The organism is Coprobacter fastidiosus (assembly GCF_030296935.1).
Taxonomy (GTDB): domain Bacteria; phylum Bacteroidota; class Bacteroidia; order Bacteroidales; family Coprobacteraceae; genus Coprobacter; species Coprobacter fastidiosus.
Window position 1 is genome coordinate 3256946 of record NZ_AP028032.1, and the last position, 19701, is coordinate 3276646.

General features: G+C 36.9%; 19 protein-coding genes. 13 read left to right on the forward strand and 6 right to left on the reverse strand.

Features of this window, described 5'->3' with window-relative positions:
* Positions 1 to 50 precede the first annotated feature (50 nt).
* Entirely contained in the window at positions 51 to 1571 is a 1521-nt protein-coding gene (locus QUE35_RS12890) for a DUF4301 family protein (protein WP_022601028.1), read from the reverse strand.
* Between the two features lie 127 nt (positions 1572 to 1698).
* Between QUE35_RS12890 and QUE35_RS12895 the strand changes: the two genes are divergently transcribed.
* From QUE35_RS12895 to QUE35_RS12905, 3 genes are all read left to right on the forward strand, one after another.
* The gene (locus tag QUE35_RS12895) at positions 1699 to 3915 is read left to right on the forward strand and encodes a RelA/SpoT family protein (protein ID WP_286260970.1); all 2217 of its coding nucleotides are present in this window, start codon (positions 1699 to 1701) and stop codon (positions 3913 to 3915) included.
* A 22-nt stretch (positions 3916 to 3937) separates the two neighbouring features.
* The gene (locus tag QUE35_RS12900; RefSeq protein ID WP_009317576.1) at positions 3938 to 4795 is read left to right on the forward strand and encodes a hypothetical protein; all 858 of its coding nucleotides are present in this window, start codon (positions 3938 to 3940) and stop codon (positions 4793 to 4795) included.
* A 573-nt stretch (positions 4796 to 5368) separates the two neighbouring features.
* Positions 5369 to 6124 carry a hypothetical protein gene (locus QUE35_RS12905; RefSeq protein ID WP_009317575.1) on the forward strand — a complete coding sequence of 252 codons (756 nt, stop codon included), beginning with the start codon at positions 5369 to 5371 and terminating at the stop codon, positions 6122 to 6124.
* Positions 6125 to 6328: 204 nt separating this feature from the next.
* Here QUE35_RS12905 and QUE35_RS12910 read toward each other — a convergent pair whose 3' ends face one another.
* From QUE35_RS12910 to QUE35_RS12920, 3 genes are all read right to left on the reverse strand, one after another.
* Positions 6329 to 6550 carry a winged helix-turn-helix domain-containing protein gene (locus tag QUE35_RS12910; RefSeq protein WP_009317574.1) on the reverse strand — a complete coding sequence of 74 codons (222 nt, stop codon included), beginning with the start codon at positions 6548 to 6550 and terminating at the stop codon, positions 6329 to 6331.
* 609 nt (positions 6551 to 7159) lie between these two features.
* Positions 7160 to 8170: an alpha/beta hydrolase gene (locus tag QUE35_RS12915; RefSeq protein WP_022601025.1), complete on the reverse strand. Its 1011-nt coding sequence runs from the start codon at positions 8168 to 8170 to the stop codon at positions 7160 to 7162.
* 56 nt (positions 8171 to 8226) lie between these two features.
* Positions 8227 to 8685, reverse strand: a complete 459-nt coding sequence (locus QUE35_RS12920) for a MarR family winged helix-turn-helix transcriptional regulator (RefSeq protein ID WP_031258517.1) — start codon at positions 8683 to 8685, stop codon at positions 8227 to 8229.
* Between the two features lie 279 nt (positions 8686 to 8964).
* Between QUE35_RS12920 and rpsF the strand changes: the two genes are divergently transcribed.
* The 3 genes from rpsF to rplI are packed head-to-tail and all read left to right on the forward strand — an operon-like array spanning position 8965 to position 10055.
* A complete protein-coding gene (gene rpsF, locus QUE35_RS12925; protein WP_009317571.1) occupies positions 8965 to 9312 on the forward strand; it encodes a 30S ribosomal protein S6 in 348 nt (115 codons plus the stop codon).
* Positions 9313 to 9315: 3 nt separating this feature from the next.
* Positions 9316 to 9588, forward strand: a complete 273-nt coding sequence (gene rpsR, locus QUE35_RS12930; RefSeq protein ID WP_009317570.1) for a 30S ribosomal protein S18 — start codon at positions 9316 to 9318, stop codon at positions 9586 to 9588.
* 23 nt (positions 9589 to 9611) lie between these two features.
* A complete protein-coding gene (rplI, locus tag QUE35_RS12935) occupies positions 9612 to 10055 on the forward strand; it encodes a 50S ribosomal protein L9 (RefSeq protein WP_009317569.1) in 444 nt (147 codons plus the stop codon).
* 71 nt (positions 10056 to 10126) lie between these two features.
* Here rplI and QUE35_RS12940 read toward each other — a convergent pair whose 3' ends face one another.
* Both QUE35_RS12940 and QUE35_RS12945 read right to left on the reverse strand, forming a co-directional pair.
* Positions 10127 to 10465, reverse strand: coding sequence for a hypothetical protein (locus QUE35_RS12940; RefSeq protein WP_022601023.1), 339 nt, complete (start codon positions 10463 to 10465; stop codon positions 10127 to 10129).
* Positions 10462 to 10779, reverse strand: a complete 318-nt coding sequence (locus QUE35_RS12945) for an FtsB family cell division protein (protein WP_022389828.1) — start codon at positions 10777 to 10779, stop codon at positions 10462 to 10464. The genes QUE35_RS12940 and QUE35_RS12945 overlap by 4 nt, the downstream gene beginning before the upstream one ends.
* A gap of 194 nt (positions 10780 to 10973) precedes the next feature.
* Between QUE35_RS12945 and QUE35_RS12950 the strand changes: the two genes are divergently transcribed.
* The 7 genes from QUE35_RS12950 (at position 10974) to pdxA (ending at position 19670) form a co-directional block, all read left to right on the forward strand.
* A complete protein-coding gene (locus QUE35_RS12950) occupies positions 10974 to 11702 on the forward strand; it encodes a type III pantothenate kinase (RefSeq protein ID WP_031258515.1) in 729 nt (242 codons plus the stop codon).
* On the forward strand, positions 11689 to 12936 hold the full coding sequence (gene bamG, locus QUE35_RS12955) for a BamG family beta-barrel-assembly machinery protein (RefSeq protein WP_022601021.1): 1248 nt from the start codon (positions 11689 to 11691) through the stop codon (positions 12934 to 12936). Before QUE35_RS12950 ends, bamG begins: the two co-directional genes overlap by 14 nt.
* 153 nt (positions 12937 to 13089) lie before the next feature.
* Positions 13090 to 13773, forward strand: a complete 684-nt coding sequence (lptC, locus tag QUE35_RS12960) for an LPS export ABC transporter periplasmic protein LptC (protein ID WP_022389825.1) — start codon at positions 13090 to 13092, stop codon at positions 13771 to 13773.
* Positions 13770 to 15029 (forward strand): hemolysin family protein, encoded by a 1260-nt coding sequence (locus tag QUE35_RS12965; RefSeq protein WP_022601019.1) that lies wholly within the window; start codon positions 13770 to 13772, stop codon positions 15027 to 15029. The genes lptC and QUE35_RS12965 overlap by 4 nt, the downstream gene beginning before the upstream one ends.
* Before the next feature lie 110 nt (positions 15030 to 15139).
* Complete coding sequence (locus QUE35_RS12970) at positions 15140 to 17272, forward strand: peptidylprolyl isomerase (protein ID WP_022601018.1); 2133 nt, start codon at positions 15140 to 15142, stop codon at positions 17270 to 17272.
* A 134-nt stretch (positions 17273 to 17406) separates the two neighbouring features.
* On the forward strand, positions 17407 to 18444 hold the full coding sequence (gene rlmN / locus QUE35_RS12975; protein ID WP_022599653.1) for a dual-specificity RNA methyltransferase RlmN: 1038 nt from the start codon (positions 17407 to 17409) through the stop codon (positions 18442 to 18444).
* Positions 18445 to 18569: 125 nt separating this feature from the next.
* The gene (pdxA, locus tag QUE35_RS12980; RefSeq protein ID WP_022390663.1) at positions 18570 to 19670 is read left to right on the forward strand and encodes a 4-hydroxythreonine-4-phosphate dehydrogenase PdxA; all 1101 of its coding nucleotides are present in this window, start codon (positions 18570 to 18572) and stop codon (positions 19668 to 19670) included.
* Positions 19671 to 19701 lie beyond the last annotated feature (31 nt).

Here is a 19701-nt window from a genome sequence, read left to right on the forward strand (position 1 = left end):
AGTAATTCCGGAAATTTTTTCCGGAATTACTTTTTTTTACAGCTTGTTATTTATTGATGTTGCTCTCTTAGCAAATCGTTGACTGTTTTTACAGGGTTGAATGTGGAAATCGGTACTTCAACGAATACGGTGTTCCAATCGGACATAGCGCCATTCCATAATCCCGGTAATTCAAGGGCTTTCAATTCTTTTCCGTTTTTAGATTTCAGAGAAATGAATCCTGTATTTTTATCGACGAAGTCAGGAAGGTTATATTTTTCTCCTTTTCTGTTTTTAACGGCACAAACCAAATCTACCGGATTAAAGTGGGTCGATGCCTCGAACATGGCTTTCGATTCGGGATTTTTAAGATCGATCTGGGAGCTTTCGAGGATTTGAAGAGAATAAGATCCGTCTTGATTATAAGCGAGGAACGGACCTCCTCCGGGTTCTCCGACATTTTTGACCATACCGCAGACGCGAATGGGACGTCTTAACTTCTTCAATAGATAAACAACCAGATCGCTGTCTTCAAAAATTTTTGTTTCCGGATTGCGGATGAAGAGTTTTTGTTGTACAAATGTGATAATTTCCCGTACGTTATCCATTGTATATTTCCCGCTTTCGAGTAGTTCGACATATTTATCTATTTGTTGTTGTAAAGAGATCAATACCCCTCCGATTATTTTTTTGAACAAGACAGTCGAATCCTTGATTTTATCAGGCACGACGTTGTCGATATTTTTGATAAAGATTACATCAGCATCGATATCGTTCAGGTTCTCGATCAGAGCGCCATGTCCACCTGGACGAAATACCAATTTGCCATTGTCTCTAAAAGGCTCATTCTGCATATCAGCGGCGATTGTGTCTGTCGACGGTTTTTGTTCTGAGAAACTAACCGAATATTTTACGTTGAATTTTTTTTCGTAATCGGATTGTTTCTCAGAAACTAACTGTTTGAAATAGGGTAAATGCTCTTTTGATACGGTAAAATGCACATTGACATTCCCTGCTGCATTGCGTGCATACAAAGCTCCTTCGGCAAGATGTTCTTCCATGGCTGTACGGTTAATATCTCCGTAATTGTGAAATTTCAACATTCCTTTGGGCAGTGCTCCGTAATTCAGCCCTTTTTCTAATAACAGATTTGCGATTATCAGCTTATATTTTTGTTCTGCAATCAGAGTCGGGATATCTTGCCCCTCATTTTTAATGCAGATGGCATTCAAATCATTATAGAAAGCGAAGTGGGTAATATTGTTGAAAAATTTTTTTTCGAAATCGGTGGTCGGTACGGCATAGTCGGCATCTAAAAATTCGAACAAATTTTTAAACATCCGGCTTGCAGCACCCGAAGCCGGAACAAATTTGACGATAACCGGATTTCCCGACAAGTATTTTTCCCATATTTCGAGATAATGCTCACTCTCTTTTTCATTTAAAGACAAGATGCCGTTGCCGATAGAGGCAGGCGATTTCAACTTCAGAAACGGAAATCCTGTTTTAAAACAAGACAATTGTTCTTCTATTTGGGATTCACTAATGCCTTTCTGCATCAATAAATCACGATCCTCTTGTGTAAATGTCATAGTATATTATTTAGTTAATGATATGTTGCAAAACCACTCAAATTTACAAAAACCTTATTAAATTCGTGAATAGTAAGTTCAAAAAATATATATTTGAATTGTTTTTAGATAATAAATAATATGAATTATGGGAGAGAGTACATATTTTACCGTTCCTGAACGGAAAGAGTTCCTGGTTGCTTACCGGGCATTGTGGCGATCCTCTCATTCGTTGATCGGGGAAGACGATTTCAAGCGTATTCGAGAAATGATTACCGATGCTGTAAAAAAAGGTAATTATTTACGGGACGAAAAGGGGATAAATGTCTTGTTGAGAAATATTAATACGGCTCTTATCCTTTCCAAAGAAGTCGGTCTTGAACGTAGTACGTTAATTTCGGTCCTGATTTATAATTTGGTTTCCGGAGGAAGCTATACCAATGAACAAGTCGAAGCTATATTTGGATCAGATATAGCAAAAATCATACGTGGATTAATTAAAGCGAACGGTCTTTATGCTAAGCAGGCAACGGTAGAGAGCGATAATTTCAGAAAATTATTATTGACTTTTGCAGAAGATGTGAGGGTCATCATTATTATGATTGCAGATCGGTTATGTCTGATGAGGATGATAAACCATCATCCTGATGAGCAGTTCAGAGTAAATGTGGCTTGTGAAGCATCTTATCTGTATGCTCCTTTGGCACATCGCTTAGGGCTTTATACGATTAAGTCCGAATTAGAAGACCTCGCTCTGAAATATACCGATCGGCCTACTTTCAATGAGATTGCCCGAAAACTGAATGAAACGAAAGCTGCCCGGGATAAATATATTTATGAATTTATAAAACCGGTGAAGGCTAAACTCGAGGCTGCCGGATTGAAATTCGAGATTAAGGGAAGAACAAAGTCTATATCTTCTATACTGAATAAGATAAGGAAGCAAAAGGCCGAGCTTGAAGATATTTATGATTTGTTCGCCATACGGGTAGTCTTGGATACACCTGAAGATCAAGAAAAGGCAGATTGTTGGAAAGTGTATTCTATTGTTACCGATATGTACCAGCCTAATCCGAAACGACTTAAAGATTGGCTTTCTATACCCAAAAGCAATGGATATGAATCGTTGCATATAACAGTGTGGGTACCCGAAAACCGTTGGGTCGAGGTACAGATACGAAGCAAACGTATGGATGAAATTGCTGAAAGAGGGTTGGCGGCACATTGGAAATATAAAGGTATAAAAAGCGAGAGCGGACTGGATGACTGGTTGAATAATGTCAGGGATATTTTAGAGTCTGCCGATGCTACCGGGCCAATGGAACTGATGAAGGAGTTTAAGATGGATCTTTATGATAAAGAGGTCTTTGTATTTACTCCGAAAGGGGATTTGTATAAATTGCCTAAAGGTGCGACGGTTCTGGATTTCGCTTTTTTAATTCATACCGCTTTGGGCAGCAAGTGTGTCGGAGCAAAAGTGAACGATAAAAATCAGCCGATCAAATATGTTCTTAAGAGTGGGGATACGATCGAAGTTCTGACTTCACCTTCACAGACGCCTAAGCAAGATTGGCTGAACATTGTTGCAACCTCTAAAGCCCGTGTAAAAATCAAGCAAGCTTTGAATGAGGCCACTTATAAAGAGGCCGAATTTGGAAAAGAATTGTTGCAGCGTCGGTTTAAAAATCGGAAAATCGATGTTGATGAGGCGATCATGATGCGTTTGATAAAAAAAACAGGGTATAAGACGGTAACTGATTTTTATTATGATCTGTCGCAAGAAAAAATCGATGTGAATGCTGTTATAGATTCGTATCTCGATTTGGATAGGAAAGAGAATGAAGAATCGACCGAGTCGCGTACTGCGGAGAATTATGTACAACCGCATTTTTCTGAAGAATTTGGGAAAGAAGACGTGCTGGTGATCGATCAGAATTTGAAAGGAATAGATTATAAGTTATCGAAATGTTGTAATCCTATTTATGGAGATGATATATTCGGATTTGTTTCTACTCAGGGGAGTATTAAAATACATCGAATGGATTGCCCTAATGCTTTGGCTTTAAGAACTCGTTTCGGGTATAGGATCGTTAAGGCGCGCTGGTCGGGAAAGCAAGGCTCTCAGTATGCTACCGTTTTGCGTGTCGTCGGAAATGATGATATCGGTATTGTGACGAATATAACGTCGATCATTTCGAAAGAGAAAAATATTGCGATGCGAGGTATATCCATAGATTCTAATGACGGACTTTTTCAAGGACATATTACGGTTTTGGTCGATGATTTGTCTGCATTGAATGCTTTGATGAAAAAATTGAAGACCGTAAAGGGTGTTAAGAGTGTAGATCGGGTTACGTTGAGTTAAATGATATTTAGATAGATAATATATGAAAAGAATCTTTTTTATTTCGATTATCGGTTTAGCCCTGTTTTCAGGGGCATGTTCAAAAAAAAATAATCCGGCTGCCGAGCAATATCAGAAAGCCGAAGAGCTATACCGGCAAGGGGATTATGCACGAGCTAAAGTTGCGATTGACAGTATTGCCAAGATCGATCCTCGGGCATTTGATGAAATTCGTGCCGGAATGCAATTGATGCGCCGTGTGGATTTGAGTATAAATGAACGTAATCTCGCTTATGTGGATAGTTTGTTGCCTATACGTCAAGCCTTTCAGAAAGATTTACTCTCTAAATTTAAGTTGCAGAAAGATGAAAAATATCAGGAAGAGGGTAATTATGTTTTCAAAAAAGACCGGAATGCCGGGAGTGTCAACCGTTCATGTTTGCGCATTCAGGTGACAGAAGATGGACAGATGCAGTTGATGAGTGTCTATTCCGGAGCGACAAAATTGAATCATGAGTCGGTAAAAGTGGAGTTACCGGACGGGACATTTGCTCTTACATCGGTTATTCCTTATGACGGTGCGAATAATTATCGTTTTGTAAATGCCGGAAATACGACTGAGGTTGTGACGTATAAAGGGAAACAGATGCGTTCGGTAGCAGATTTGGTTTATAATAGTAATGGTGCAAAAATAAAGGTAAGTTATGAAGGTAAGCGACCTTTCTCTTTTATTATGGATAATAATACAAGAGAAGCTATTAGTGCTTCTTATGAACTTGCTTTGGTGATGTCTGAAATAAAACAACTTCAGCGGGAAAAGGCTATTGCCACTAAGACTATCGAAATATTAAAGAAGCAAATTGCTGATCACGAACATGATAGTCTCGATAAAAAATCATGATTAGAAATGGTATAGATCGTTAAAATCTGACAGATTTTTTATTCGAAAGATAGGATAGGTATTTATTTTTATACAAGCTATTCCGCAAGAAATGATTTTCATTTTTTGCGGAATTTTATAAATGGCTTTTTAGGAAGGCTCTTAAACTTGCTTTTTTCTTGTCTCTCTATTTGGTGTATTATTCTTCTTAATCATATCATTGATTCTTAGATAAATATAGATATATATAATTATAGCGTCAGAGTGCTTGATTCGAGGGTTCGATATGGAATATTTTCTAATTTTGTAACATTATTAAAATCTGTTTATAATTAGAAAATTGCAGTGATTATTTTATAGTTAAAGCGTTTTTAAATATTACCATATATTAGAATTCTCGATATTTTTAGTTGTATAGATCTGATGAAAAGAGAATCATAATTGGCTTATGATATGCCTTGGTGCCTGGCAGGTTGACGATTAATGTGTCGAGTTTAATATTAAGGCAAAATATTAAACAGTTTCCCACGCTTTTTTATTGTAGTATTTGCCGATTCAGGGGAGACTATAGGCAATGTATAATAATGATGTTATATGGAATTTGTGAAGATTGTGCATGCTGTTTTTTCGAAAAGAATTTCTAAAGTTCTTTTTTGTTTACTCTGTTTTTTAGGAATAGGAATGGGGGCTTATTCTCAAGATGTAATTGTTAAAAAAGATGGAGAAGAAATTAAGTCGAAAGTAATGGAGGTCTCCGGAGATGAAATTAAATATAAAATGTGGGATTATCAAGATGGTCCGATATATAGAATTCCGGCTTCCGAGATTTTTATGATTAAATATCAAAACGGAAAGAAGGATATAATGTCAACGTATGCTTCATCTTCGCAGAAAAGTGTCGGGGATAATAAGAAATATCCTCGTTATCAAGGAGAAGTTAATCTCGGTTATGCTTTGGGTTTAGGTGAAAACGGTTTGGACAGAGTTGTTTTCGAAACCATACATGGTTCGCGAATCAGTAAATATGCTTTTGTCGGTCTCGGTTTCGGATTTAATGCGTATAAAGATATATTGAGTTTTGATGAATATGACGGAGATTTAGAAACCGTTTGGGGGATGACAGTACCTGTTTTTCTTGATATGAAAGGTTATTATCCGGTAACAGATGATTTTGCTCCTTATATAGATTTAGGTTTAGGGTGTTCTATCGGTGTTTTAGAGATAGAAGGTTCTGGATTTTTAGCTAATGTCGGTTTTGGTATTAATTATAAAAAGTTGAATATCGGAATGAATTTTCAAAGCGAGAATAAGGCAAAAGGATTTGCTTTTAAACTTGGATTGGTATTTTAATAAAAAGAAAAATAATAATAAAAAAAGAATGAACTTTAAAAACAAAGTTCATTCTTTTTTTTAGAAAGGTATCGAGTAAGTTAGAAATTTTTTGAAAAGATATTTAAGGCTTTTGTTTTCTAATGAGTCGGATAGTTAACCACTGAAAAGCCGGTTTAGCGTTGATGAAATGATTTAGAAATAAAAATATTTATTGGATATTTATTAATAACGAAAAGCGTAGTAGTTCTCATTAAATAGTTTTATTACACCGTTTTTTTGTCTAATACAAATTTTGTTTTCTCTCGCTAGCCATCCGGCTGCCAAGGCTGTACTTTCAGCACTTAAATCGAGCTTACGTGCTAATTCAGGAATTGATATTTCTTCTATATTTTTCATTGCTTGCCAGATTTTTCCGGCATTTTCACCGATGATCATCTTATCCATACAATAAATATTTAAGGGTTTGGTAGAATAAATTTAACTTTTAACAGCGATAAATACGCATGAAAAATTGTTGTTTATGTATAGAAAAGACATAAAAAAAGCGTGGAGAGTTATCTTTCATGTATTGTAACAGGAACTACCAATCCCCAAACGTTTAAATGAAAGGAACGCCCACGCATATGACAGCGCAGGCGTCCAGCCATTTTTACACGTTTTAAATAACAGAAATTGGTAGTTTTGTTACAAAGTAAAAAGACTGGACGCTTTTCGATATGTTTTTTTCAATGAACACTTATTTATAAGACAAAGATAATTTTATTTTTGGTAAATCGGTATTATTCTTTTTATTTTTTATTATTCTAAGAGCCTGTATAAATTTTGCACGGGTCAGGTTGAGAATTTCTTTCGAGGATGTTGTTGTTGTGTAACTGGCTGTCTGATGAATGAAAACGGGAAAAAAGATCGGAAAAAACGTAAAAATGACCTGATCGTGTTTCTTTGTTGACAAGATTAGTCAGGTTATTAATCCATAAGAATAAATTGGTGATTTATCGCACATTATTTCAATACGATAAATTTATAAACGATTAAGAAGATCGCAAGTCTTGATTAGTTCAACTGATTTTGTTTTAACCAATTAAAAATAGCCTGATAAGTTGCATCTCTGGCTTCTTTCTTGGAAAGAATAAGATCGTGCATCCCGTCTTGTATTTCTATTTCGGTAACTTTAGACCCCAAACGTTTGCCATACTTAGCGATATCTTTTACATCCAGTACACCATCTCCGATTTGGTGTTCGGGATTCCATTCATTTCCGTAAACTGATCTATTGGAGTAAAGTACCAGAATAGGGCAGGGGATATCTAATCCTTTATGTATTTTTCTTTGTCCCCGGTGGATAGCCCGTATCCATCCTGTTGTGAGAGGAGGGGATTGCATAAATTTTTTTGTCGTGTCATATTCCCATTCTCCATGATGCGATTTTAATAGGCTTTCTCCGTAAGCAGTAGAAATACCTTGTTTTATTTTTGTTTTTTTGGAGAAAAGTGCAAAAAAGGAGACTGTGGGAATCAATATTTTTTCTTTGAACCAGCTTTGATTCATGTCAAGAAACGGGCTGTTCAAAACTAGTCCTTGGACGGGGAGCGCTTTTCTGTATTTGTGACAGAAAAGAGAGGTTATTAAACCTCCGGTAGAATGCCCCATTAATAAAATTTCGTGATTCCCTTCTTGTTTTATAATCTGCAAGGTCGTGTCTATGTCGGCAAAGTATTCATTTAAGTTGTGAACTTGGAATGGATATTGATTGGATAGCATTGAGCGTCCGTATTTTCGTAGATCAACGGCATAAAAATTAAAGCCTGCGTCATTGAAATGTTCCGCCAGAGATTTCTGAAAAAAATAGTCGTTGAATCCGTGTACGTAAAGTATTGCTTTTGTCGTAGGGAGCGCAGCTTCTTTTCGGACAATGGTGATGATGACTTTTCCTTCATAGTCATCGGGCATCTGTATTGTTTGTTGAACGAAGTTCTCCCCTAATATATCTTTGTGATATTGTGCAAAACTATTTGTGCCGAACGACAAGATTGAGAAGAGAAGTAGTAAGATCTTTTTTCTCATGATTTTTATGTTGAGCTTTTTTTATTTTGATAAAACAGAAAGCTTAAACCAGAAGTTTAGTCTCCCAGTGATATTTTCACATTATTGAATACTTTGTTCAACAAAATGCGAGCGGTTTCTATTTCCTCCTCGTTTAATCCGTTCAGCGCAGCTTTCATCGTTGTTGCAACTATGGGCTGTGTCATCTCTTCGAGATTTCGACCTTTTTCTGTAAGATTGATGATATTGATACGTCGGTCGTTTTTATCTGCCGAACGAGTTACCAGAGTTTGTTTTTCAAGATTGTCTATCAAGCGGGTCATACTTGGTTTGTCTTTGAAAGTCGCATTGCAAAGTTCCTGTTGCGTGACACCGTCTTTTGACCATAAATAATAAAGAACAGTCCACTGTTCCGGAGTAATATCTATGTTTATTTTTCGAAAACTTCTGTATAATTTTCGATTGATTGCTGATGATAGTTTACCGCTTAGCAAGGCGAATAACATTTCGTTGTCGATAGAGAGAAGGTTCATTATGTAATAATTGTTTAGACAACAAAAATACAAACAATATTTTATTTTCCGGTTGAGGCTTCGATAAAAAATGTTATTAATATAAGTTGCATTCCTATTTCGTTATATGTTGGTCTTTGTCGATAAAAAGGTTTAAAAAAATCTATTTTGAACAGATTGATTTTCGGGAAAAGTTAGAGAAAGATCTAAAATAAAAATAGCAAAGTATTTGGATTTTAGTAAATAATGACTACCTTTGCCCCGCAATTCAAAAAATTAAATAACAAGTTAATTTAAATGAGTATGAATCATTATGAAACCGTTTTCATTTTAACTCCCGTTTTATCTGATGTACAGATGAAGGAAGCGGTAGAAAAATTCAAAGCGATTTTGGTGGCAGAAGGTGCTGAAATCGTGAATGAAGAAAACTGGGGATTACGCAAATTGGCTTATCCGATCCAGAAAAAATCTACAGGCTTCTACCAATTGCTGGAGTTTAACGCAGATCCGTCTGTAATCGCAAAATTGGAAATTAATTTCCGTCGTGATGAACGTGTTATCCGTTTCTTGACTTTTAGAATGGATAAATATGCTGCAGAATATGCTGCAAAAAGAAGAAGTGTTAAATCTAAAGAAGTAAAGGAGAATTAAGTCATGGCACAACAAAATCAATCTGAGATCAGATATTTGACTCCTCCCTCAGTGGATATTAAGAAGAAAAAATATTGTCGTTTCAAAAAAAGCGGTATCAAATATATAGATTATAAAGATCCCGAATTCTTGAAAAAGTTCCTGAACGAACAAGGTAAAATTTTACCTCGTCGTATAACCGGTACCTCGTTGAAGTTCCAACGCCGTATTGCTCAGGCTGTAAAGAGAGCACGTCATCTGGCGTTACTTCCTTATGTGACAGACATGATGAAATAATTTAAAGAAGGAGGAAAATAGTAATGCAAGTAATATTAAAAGAAGATATCTTAAATCTTGGGTATAAAGATGACGTAGTAACCGTTAAGAGCGGATACGGTCGCAATTATCTTATCCCTCAAGGTAAGGCTGTTATCGCTACTCCTTCTGCATTGAAGATGTTAGCTGAAAACATGAAGCAACGTGCTCATAAGCTTGAGAAAATCAAAAATGATGCTAAAGAGTTGGCAGCTAAATTGGAAGGAGTTTCTTTGACAATTGGTGCTAAGACCAGTTCTACAGGTAAAATTTTCGGTTCGGTTAACAATATTCAAATAGCTGAAGCTTTAGAAAAAGCCGGTTATGAGGTTGATCGTAAGGTTATCTTCATTAAAGAATCTGTAAAAGAAGTCGGTGCTTATAAAGCTATTTTGAAACTTCATAAAGAAGTAAGTGTCGAAATTCCGTTTGAAGTAGTTGCCGAATAATATTTTCGGATTTCAAATAAAGAAAAAAGGCGAGGTTCATTGAAACTTCGCCTTTCTTTTTTATTTGAAGGTCATTTTCCGTTCTTCTCTACTCTTGGAATCATAAAAGAGGTGTATAATTGTAGAAATGCTGCAACGAGCAGTAATAAAATCCACTCGTTTTGTTGTTTGAACATGAACCATGCAGACCCGACGGTAACAATCGCTGCAATCAATTCGATGCGGTATAAGCGTTTAAGCCGGAAATTTGAGCCGTTGTATAAATTTGTCGCCCGTGCGACAGTCATTCCGACAGCTCCGGCAGCAAATATATAAACGGTGAACGGTAATCTGAATAAATATAATGCCGTCCCTGCCAGGATAAATAAGGCTGAAACAACTAGAATCGTGTTGCGTATTTTATTGCTCATTTTTGTTCTTCTTCTGTTATTATATAAATATCTTCATTATCTTTTTTCATTAAATATTGCTCCCGGGCAAATTTTTCCAGATTTTTTTCATTCGATTGCAGTTCGTTCAGTTTTGTTTTGCTTTCTTCGATAACTCCCTGGTAGTGTTGTATTTCTTTTTTTAGACCATGAATTTGTTGGTCATAAAGGAAACTTTGAACAAAACTGTTTTCGTCTACAAAGATCATGATGAAAAGAAAAGATATTACCAAAATTCGCATTAAGGTAACATGCTTTTTTATGAAACGCCATGATGCTGAAAAAATATTCTTCATATTGAATTTTATTTTTTACAAACGTACATAATCTTTTTTGTTTCTAAAAGTTTTGTTGTCCGATACAACCTTTTTTTATGAATTTGTCAGGTCAAGAGTGTGCATTTTTAAAAAGCGTGAAAAAAAAGGAAATTATTAGGATTTCCTCGAAAGCGATTGAGCTATTTTTATACCTTTGTCCAAAATTTGCAAATGTGAATCTAATCATAGATCAGGGAAATACGACGACAAAAGTTGCTTTATTTTGTCAAGATAAGTTAGAATATGTAATGACTGTTGTAAAGCCGGATAAGCGGCTTGTTGATACTTTGCTTGATAAATATCGGGTTACGTCGTGTATTTATTCTTCAGTGGTTGATGTCCCTTTTTGTTTTTTGGACTATCTGCAGGAAAGAATATCCCGGTTTTGTTTTTTAGATGCAGACACTCCTATACCTGTAAAAATCGAATACGGGACACCGACGACATTGGGACGGGACAGGATTGCAGGGGTGGTAGGCGCTTTTTATGAAAAACCGGATTGCGATATATTGATAATCGATGCCGGTACGGCGATTACATATGATTTATTGCTGAAACGAGGAGTGTTTATCGGAGGAAATATTGCTCCGGGTATCAGGATGCGGTTGAAAGCATTGAATCATTTTACCGGAAAACTGCCTTTGATTGAGAAAGTCGGAGATTTTTCGCTTATGGGTACGGATACGGAGACTGCGATACGTGCTGGAGTAATACAGGGAGTTTTATTTGAAATGGAAGGTTATATAAGGGAGCTGAAGGCTATATATCCGGATCTTTTGGTTTTTTTAACGGGCGGCGATGCTTTTTTATTGGCTGAAAGATTAAAAACTCCCATATTTGTGGATAAAAATATTGTATTAAAAGGGTTAAACAGAATACTTTATTATAATGCTGAAAAATAAAATATCTATTGTCTTAATAGCGTTGTCCTTGTTAGGGGGAATGAGTAGTTTGGCACAGAATAACACGAATTCTCCGTATTCACGTTACGGGTATGGTATTCTGGAAGATAATGCGGTCGGTGCGAATCGAGGAATGGGCGGAGTCGGATATGGATTTCAAAGTGGACGACAGATTAATATAAAGAATCCGGCTTCGTACGCAGCGATGGATTCTTTGACATTTCTTTTCGACATAGGAGTCAGTTTGCAAAATACATGGATGAAAGAAAATTCCTTGAAAGAATCTGAAGTAAACGGAAACTTAGATTATGTCGCTTTGCAGTTCCCATTGGGGCGTCATATGGCGGGAAGTGCCGGATTGACACCATTCTCTTCGGTAGGATACAGTTTTGGCGGTTCGATTCCGAACGGTTCTTATACACAAGTCGGGGAAGGTGGTATCAGTCAGGCTTTTATCGGATTGAGCGGACATATTTATAAAGGCCTTTATCTCGGGGCTAATGTGTCATATCTTTTTGGAAATATAGAGCATACCACGACTTTGTTGCCTACGGATAATACGATCGGAAGTATTTTCTTGAAAAAATTGCATGTTTCGGATTTTCGAGTTGAGTTCGGGTTACAATATACGCACAATATAAATAAGAAAAACCGGATTACCGTAGGGGCGGTTTATACTCCAGAGAAAAAATTGCTCGGCCGTACTTATACTTATGAGGAAATTTATTCTACAACTTCCGGGTCGACTTCTATATCGAGATCAGATTCATCGAGTATAAAATCGAGATATTCTCTTCCTACCTCCATAGGTGCAGGTTTTACCTATGTATGGGATGAACGATTGACTGTAGGAGCTGATGTCACTTTTCAGGATTGGAGCAGTGTGAGGTATGACGGAGTGAAAGACAGTTTGAACAATCGTTTAAAAGTGGCTATTGGTGCGGAGTTTTTGCCAAATCCGATGTCGGGGAATTATATGAAACGTATGCGTTATCGGTTAGGGGCATTTTATAATCATTCTTATCTCAAAGTCAAGGGATGTGATATAGATGAATATGGGATTACTTGCGGTTTCGGATTTCCGGTAAGACGAGATAAATCTATATTGAACCTTTCTTTGGAATATTTAAATAGGCAATCTACGCCGACATCATTTATTCGTGAAAACTTTTTAAGAGTTTCATTGAGTCTTACCTTTAATGAACTTTGGTTCTTTAAACGGAAATTTGAATAACCGTTGTTTTACAAAATACAGAGAGATGTTGTTCGATAAAAAGAATAACATCTCTTTCTGTTTTTTATAAAAACAATAAAAAGAGAGATATTAATTGCGGCTCTGTAACTAAATATTTAATTTTGCCTTTAATATAAAGAACCGAAAAACAGAATGAATACGATTCGCAGAACTTTATTAGGATTTCCGCTTACCGGTATTGCGTTTGCAGTGGCATTTATCTTAATGTCCGTTTTTTTTAGTTCCTGTGATAAGAAAGTAAAAAATGAAGTGGTTAAAGCCTTTTCAGATCCGCATAAAGTTCCCTCGTTAAGTAGTTTCGATGTAACGACATTGATTTCGGATTCGGGAATTACTCGTTATCGTATCAAGGCTAAAGAATGGTTGATGTTTGAAAATGCGAAAGAACCGTATTGGTTATTTCCGCAAGGAATTTATGTGGAAAAATTCGATGAGAATTTTCATGTAGATGCTTTTATTATGGGAGATTCAGCTATTTTTTATAAATATAAGCAGCTTTGGGAACTCAGGGGGAATGTAAAGATGGCTAATTTGCAGGATGAAAGATTCTTTACCGAGTTACTTTTCTGGGATCAAAAAAAACGTGAGATATATTCGGATAGTGCCATTCATATTGAAAAAGTGGATCGCATAATAGAAGGGATCGGTTTTGTTTCTAATGAACCTATGACTCAGTACACGATACGTCGGACAACCGGAATTTTTCCAATGAAATCGCCTGCCGAAGAACAGCGGGGTGAATCGGACAGTTTAAAAAATGTGAGAGATACGAATGCTCGTCGTTATGCACCGCAAAAGAAAGGAGAAAAATCATGACTACGGTCTTTATGATAATTATTCCATTGCTGTTGTCTGCATTTTTTTCGGGCATAGAAATTGCATTTGTATCTTCAAATAAGGTCCGTTTTGAATTGGATATGAAGAAAAAGACGCTTCTTGGGCGTATTCTTAATTTATTCTATCATCATCAGGAAGAGTTCATTTCTACGATGCTTGTCGGCAATAACATCGCGTTGGTCGTTTACGGTATCGGTATGGCCGATTTGCTCTCTCCGGTATTCTCCTTTATTTGGGATCAGGAGATATTTATTATATTGGGACAAACTGTCGTATCGACATTGATCGTTCTTCTGACAGCCGAATTTCTGCCTAAAACTATTTTTCGGATTAATCCTAACTTATCATTAAAAGTTTTTGCCATACCGCTTTATGTTTTTTATCTGTTGCTATATCCGATTGCGAAATTTACATCATTGCTTTCATCCGGAATCTTAAAGATAGGAGGGGTTCGCATCGATCGGTCGGGGGATGATGGGACTATGAGTAAGGTCGATCTTGATTTTTTTATTCAACAAAGTATAGATAAGTCGCAGGGAGAAGCAGAAGTCGATACAGAAGTTAAAATTTTTCAGAATGCTTTGGACTTTTCTAATTTACGCATTCGTGAATGTATGATTCCCCGTACAGAGATTGTAGCGGTTGATATCGATATGTCATCGGAGAAGGATTTGGTTACTCTATTTATTGAAACCGGACTTTCTAAAATTTTGGTTTATAGAGATAATATTGATAATGTATTGGGTTATATACATTCTTCCGAAATGTTTAAACAAGCAGCAGATTGGAAGTCTTATATTAAGCCTATATTGTTAGTTCCGGAGACGATGACCGCTCAGAAATTAATGAAAAATTTGATGCAACAGAAAAAAAGTATCGCTGTCGTTGTGGACGAGTTTGGCGGAACTGCCGGTATTGTGACGCTTGAAGATCTGGTTGAGGAAATATTCGGAGATATTGAAGACGAGCACGATACGTTGAATTATATTGCACGGAGAACCGGAGAAAACTGTTATGAGTTCTCAGGACGTGTCGAAATAGAAAAGATTAATGAGCTTTTTGATATAGGGTTACCCGAGTCTGATGAGTATATGACAATTGCCGGATATATTCTTTATCATTATAAAACGATACCTAAGCCCGGAGAAACGATTGAAATAGAGAATTATAAATTTGAGATATTAAAAGGAAATAGAACCAAAATAGAGTTGGTGAAAATGAAAATTGAGAACTAAAGGAAATTTTTGACTTTACGATATGTTTGTAAATGCTTTTTTTCGTATCTTCGTGCACTTACTTGGAAAATAATTTAAAAAAATATAAAACTAAAAACACAATCTAATAAATGGCTACGTTACAAAAAATCAGAGGTAAAGCCGGCCTTCTTGTCGGAGTGATCGGGGTGGCTTTACTGGCTTTTATCGTGGGAGACCTTTTAAATTCAGGTCATACTTTCTTTAACATGAACCGCAATAAAATAGCGGTAGTTAACGGTAAAAAAATTACTCCGGAAGAATTTCAGGCACAAGTTCAGACTCGTACCGAAGAGATGCAGAATATGTATAGAAGACAATATGGCATGTCTCTTCCCGAAGGTGCAGCTTCTCGTATAAACAAGGAAGTATATGATCAGATGGTGCAGGATATTTTGTTAACGGATGCTACTGCCGAATTGGGCCTTACGGTATCTAAAGAAGAGTTGGCCGATTTGTTGCAGGGAGATAATATCGTGCCTATGGTAAAACAACAATTTACCGATCCTCAAACCGGAGTTTTTAATAAAGACTTGTTGTTGAATTTCTTGCAAGTGGTCCTTAATGAGGATGAGTCGAATCTTAATGGAGAAATGGCACAACAGCTCAAAGCTCGACGCGAGGCTTGGTTAAATATTGAAAAGACAGTGAAACAACAACAGCTGGTCGGAAAATATTTTACTTTGTTGTCAAAATCTATGGCTCCGAATAAGCTCGATTTGGAAGCTGCTTATAACGGTGCTAAAAATAGTGTAGATTTTGCGTATGCAGAACAATCTTATACTTCTATACCCGATTCTACGGTAGTTATCAGCGAATCTGAGTTGAAAAATCTATACAACAAGCAGAAAGAAAACTTTAAGCAGGATGAAAAGCGTGAAGTAAAATTCTTTGCAGTAGATATAGTTCCGAGTGAAGGTGATTATAAGATGACCGAAGAAAAGATTAATAACCTTAAAGAAAATTTTTCTACGACAGACGATATTGCCGGAATGTTGAGCTTTAATACGGATGTTCCTTATGTAGACGCATACGTTGCTCAAAGAGACATGGATCCGGAAATGAAAAAATTTGCAGAAACAGCTCAAATAAATGAAGTTTATGGTCCTGTTTTTGAAGATGAGTCTTATAAAATGTATCGTTTGATAGGTAAGAGCGTAGCTCCTGACTCAGTGAAGGTACGTCATATTATGTTCCCTCTTCAGGCAGATGCAAAAGTTAAGGCTCAGATGGACAGTATTTTGACTGTTTTGAAAAACGGCGGAGATTTTGCTGCTTTGGCAAAACAATTTTCGGTAGATCAGAATTCTGCTGCTAATGGTGGTGATCTCGGCTGGTTGACAGAAACTTCTGCTGTACAATTCGGACAGAAATTCGTTTCTTCTGTTTTTAATGGAGGATCAGGATATTTTACTGTGGAAACGCCGTATGGACAGCATATTATGCAGGTAACTGAGCGTACAGCTTCTGTTCCTAAGGCTAAAGTGGCACAATTGGTTCTAAAGGTACGTCCGAGTTCAGAGACTTATAGTACATTATATAACAAGGTAAGTTCTTATATCGCTGAAAACGGGAAATTAGAATCATTCGAGAAAAATGCAAAGGATAAAGGTTTCTCCTTGAATACGGTTGAATTGACTCCTGAAGATATTAGCGTAGGTATGTTGAACGACGGGCGTGAAATCGTGAAATGGGCTTATAAATCGGATAAAGGTGATATTTCAGAAATTTTCAATATAGAAAATAAGTTTCTGGTAGCAGCTCTTACGAATGTAACCCCTGCAGGTTATGCACCGTTAAAAAGTCTCGAGAGCTATCTTAAAATGCAGTTGTTGGCTGATAAAAAGGCAGATATGATTATGAAGTCATTGTCTGAAAAATCACCGAAGACTCTTGATGCCTATGCTTCAGCTATGAGTTCGAAGATCGATACGGCTAAGTTTGTAACTTTCAACACTTCTGTAATTACAGGTATCGGCCGTGAGCCGGTATTGTGCGGTGTAGCTCCTTATGCTTCGGTGGGGCAATTACAAGGTCCTGTCAAGGGGAATAATGGAGTGTATGTATTGGCTGTAACTAAGAAAGATGAAAGTTCTGTTCCTATGAATGCCGAAATGGAAAAACAAAAATATGAACAGATGATGTATTCGATTCTTTCCAGTCAGATTATGGAAGTTATGAAGGATAAAGCCGATATAGAAAATAACCGTGTGAAATTTTTCTAAATTGATGATGATAAAACAAAAAGGGAGGATGATGAGTCCTCCCTTTTTGTTTTATTCTTTTGATTAAAGATTTCTGTATATTCCGTTGTGATCTTTATACTCTTTGTTTATTTTTGTACTAAATAACGAAACGAGTGGAAAAAAAATATTTGGCAGGGAAAACATTAGATGAACTTAGCGGGATCGTCGCCCGTATGGGAATGCCTCGTTTTACAGCCGGGCAGATTGCTGCATGGCTATATGAAAAACGGGTTCGGAATATAGATGAAATGACAAATTTATCTAAACAGAATCGTGAACATCTCGCAGCTGAGTATGAGATAGGCTATTCTGTGCCCGTGGAGGAAATGCGTTCGGTGGACGGTACTGTCAAATATCTTTTTAAAACGACTTCCGGAAACTTTGTCGAGTCTGTATATATTCCTGATCGGGATAGGGCGACGCTATGTGTGTCATCTCAGGTAGGATGTAAGATGAATTGTTATTTTTGTATGACCGGTAAGCAAGGGTTCAATTCCCAGCTTACAGTTCGTGAAATTATGAATCAGATTATTTCTATACCGGAAAGTGCCAAGTTGACAAATTTGGTATTTATGGGGATGGGAGAGCCCTTGGACAATTTGGATGAAGTAATGACGGCTTTAACAATTTTGACTGCAAAATGGGGATTTGCTTGGAGTCCGAAGAGAATAACAGTTTCTACGATCGGAGTAAAACGAAACTTGACCCGTTTTTTAGAAGAAACGGATTGTCATTTGGCTGTAAGTTTGCATAATCCTTTTCCGGAGGAACGCTTGTCTATTATGCCTGTACAGAAAGCATATCCTATTGCAGATATAATATCACTGCTCCGGAATTATGACTTCAGTCATCAGCGCAGGCTGTCATTCGAATATATCATGTTTAGTGGTTTTAATGATTCCCTTAAACATGCGGAGGCGCTGGCAAAATTGTTAAAAGGATTGGATTGTCGGATAAATTTGATTCGTTTTCATGCAATTCCGGGAGTAAACCTTAAAACGTCAGTTGAATCGGATATGGTTATTTTCAGGGATTATTTGAATCGCAAGGGATTTACTTGTACGATACGTACATCGCGAGGTGAAGATATATTCGCTGCGTGCGGAATGTTATCGACTGCAAAGAAAGGCGAGATCGGCAATAAATGCTGAATAAGCTTATATATTATGACCGTGTAGAGATATTATGTTAAAATAATTGCTTATCTTAGAGCATTGAATTAGGCAAGTATAATCTAAAATAGTATTTGTCTGTTTTATATAAAGAATAAAAACTCATGGAACAAGATTATAAGATCAAGGTAGGAATTACTCAAGGTGATATAAATGGAGTCGGATATGAAGTTATTTTGAAGACATTGTCAGACCCTCGTATAACAGAAATGTGTACCCCTGTGGTATATGGCTCTTCAAAAGTGGCGGCCTATCATCGTAAGGCATTGGATTTGCCGACTATTAATTTCAATATTATTACCAATGCCGAGCAGATATCGGACATGAAGTTGAATATGATCAACTGTATCGATGAAGAAGTAAAAGTCGAATTGTCAAGACCAACGGCTCAGGCAGGTGAAGCGGCTTACCGGGCTTTGGAGAGTGCTACGAATGACTTAGAAAACGGGTTAATAGATGTGTTGGTGACAGCGCCTATTAATAAACATACGATCCAGTCCGATAAATTTGAGTTTCCCGGGCATACCGAATATTTGGAGAAAAAATTAGGAAAAGGCAAAAAATCTTTAATGATATTATTGAATGATATTTTGCGTGTAGCTTTAGTGACAGGGCACATTCCTTTATCTGAAGTACCTTCTCGGATTACCAAATCGGATATTGTACAGAAATTGCGTATTTTCAATCACTGTTTAAAGCAAGACTTCGGTATTGTAAAGCCTCGTATTGCGGTTTTGTCATTGAACCCGCATGCCGGAGAAGACGGACTTCTTGGAAATGAAGAGAAAGAGATTATTATTCCTGCATTGAAAGAGGCCGAAGAAATGGATATTCTTTGTTTCGGGCCTTATGCAGCTGATGGATTCTTTGGTTCAGGTCATTTTTCTAAGTTCGATGGTGTTTTGGCTATGTACCATGACCAAGGGCTTGCTCCGTTTAAGACTTTAGCGATGGAAGATGGCGTAAATTATACTGCCGGGCTACCTTTTATACGCACTTCGCCGGCCCATGGTACAGCGTATGATATTGCCGGAGAGAATAAAGCTTCGGAAGAGTCGTTCCGGCATGCTCTTTACTTGGCATTAGATGTTTTTGCTTGTCGTAATAATTATCGTCAAATGAAAGCTAATCCTCTTCGTCGTCAATATTTTGATAAAAGTGGAGACAATGAAGTTCTTGATCTTAATGCTCCTGAGAAGGAGTGATTTGTTTGGGGTCTCAACCTTCCTGATAGGG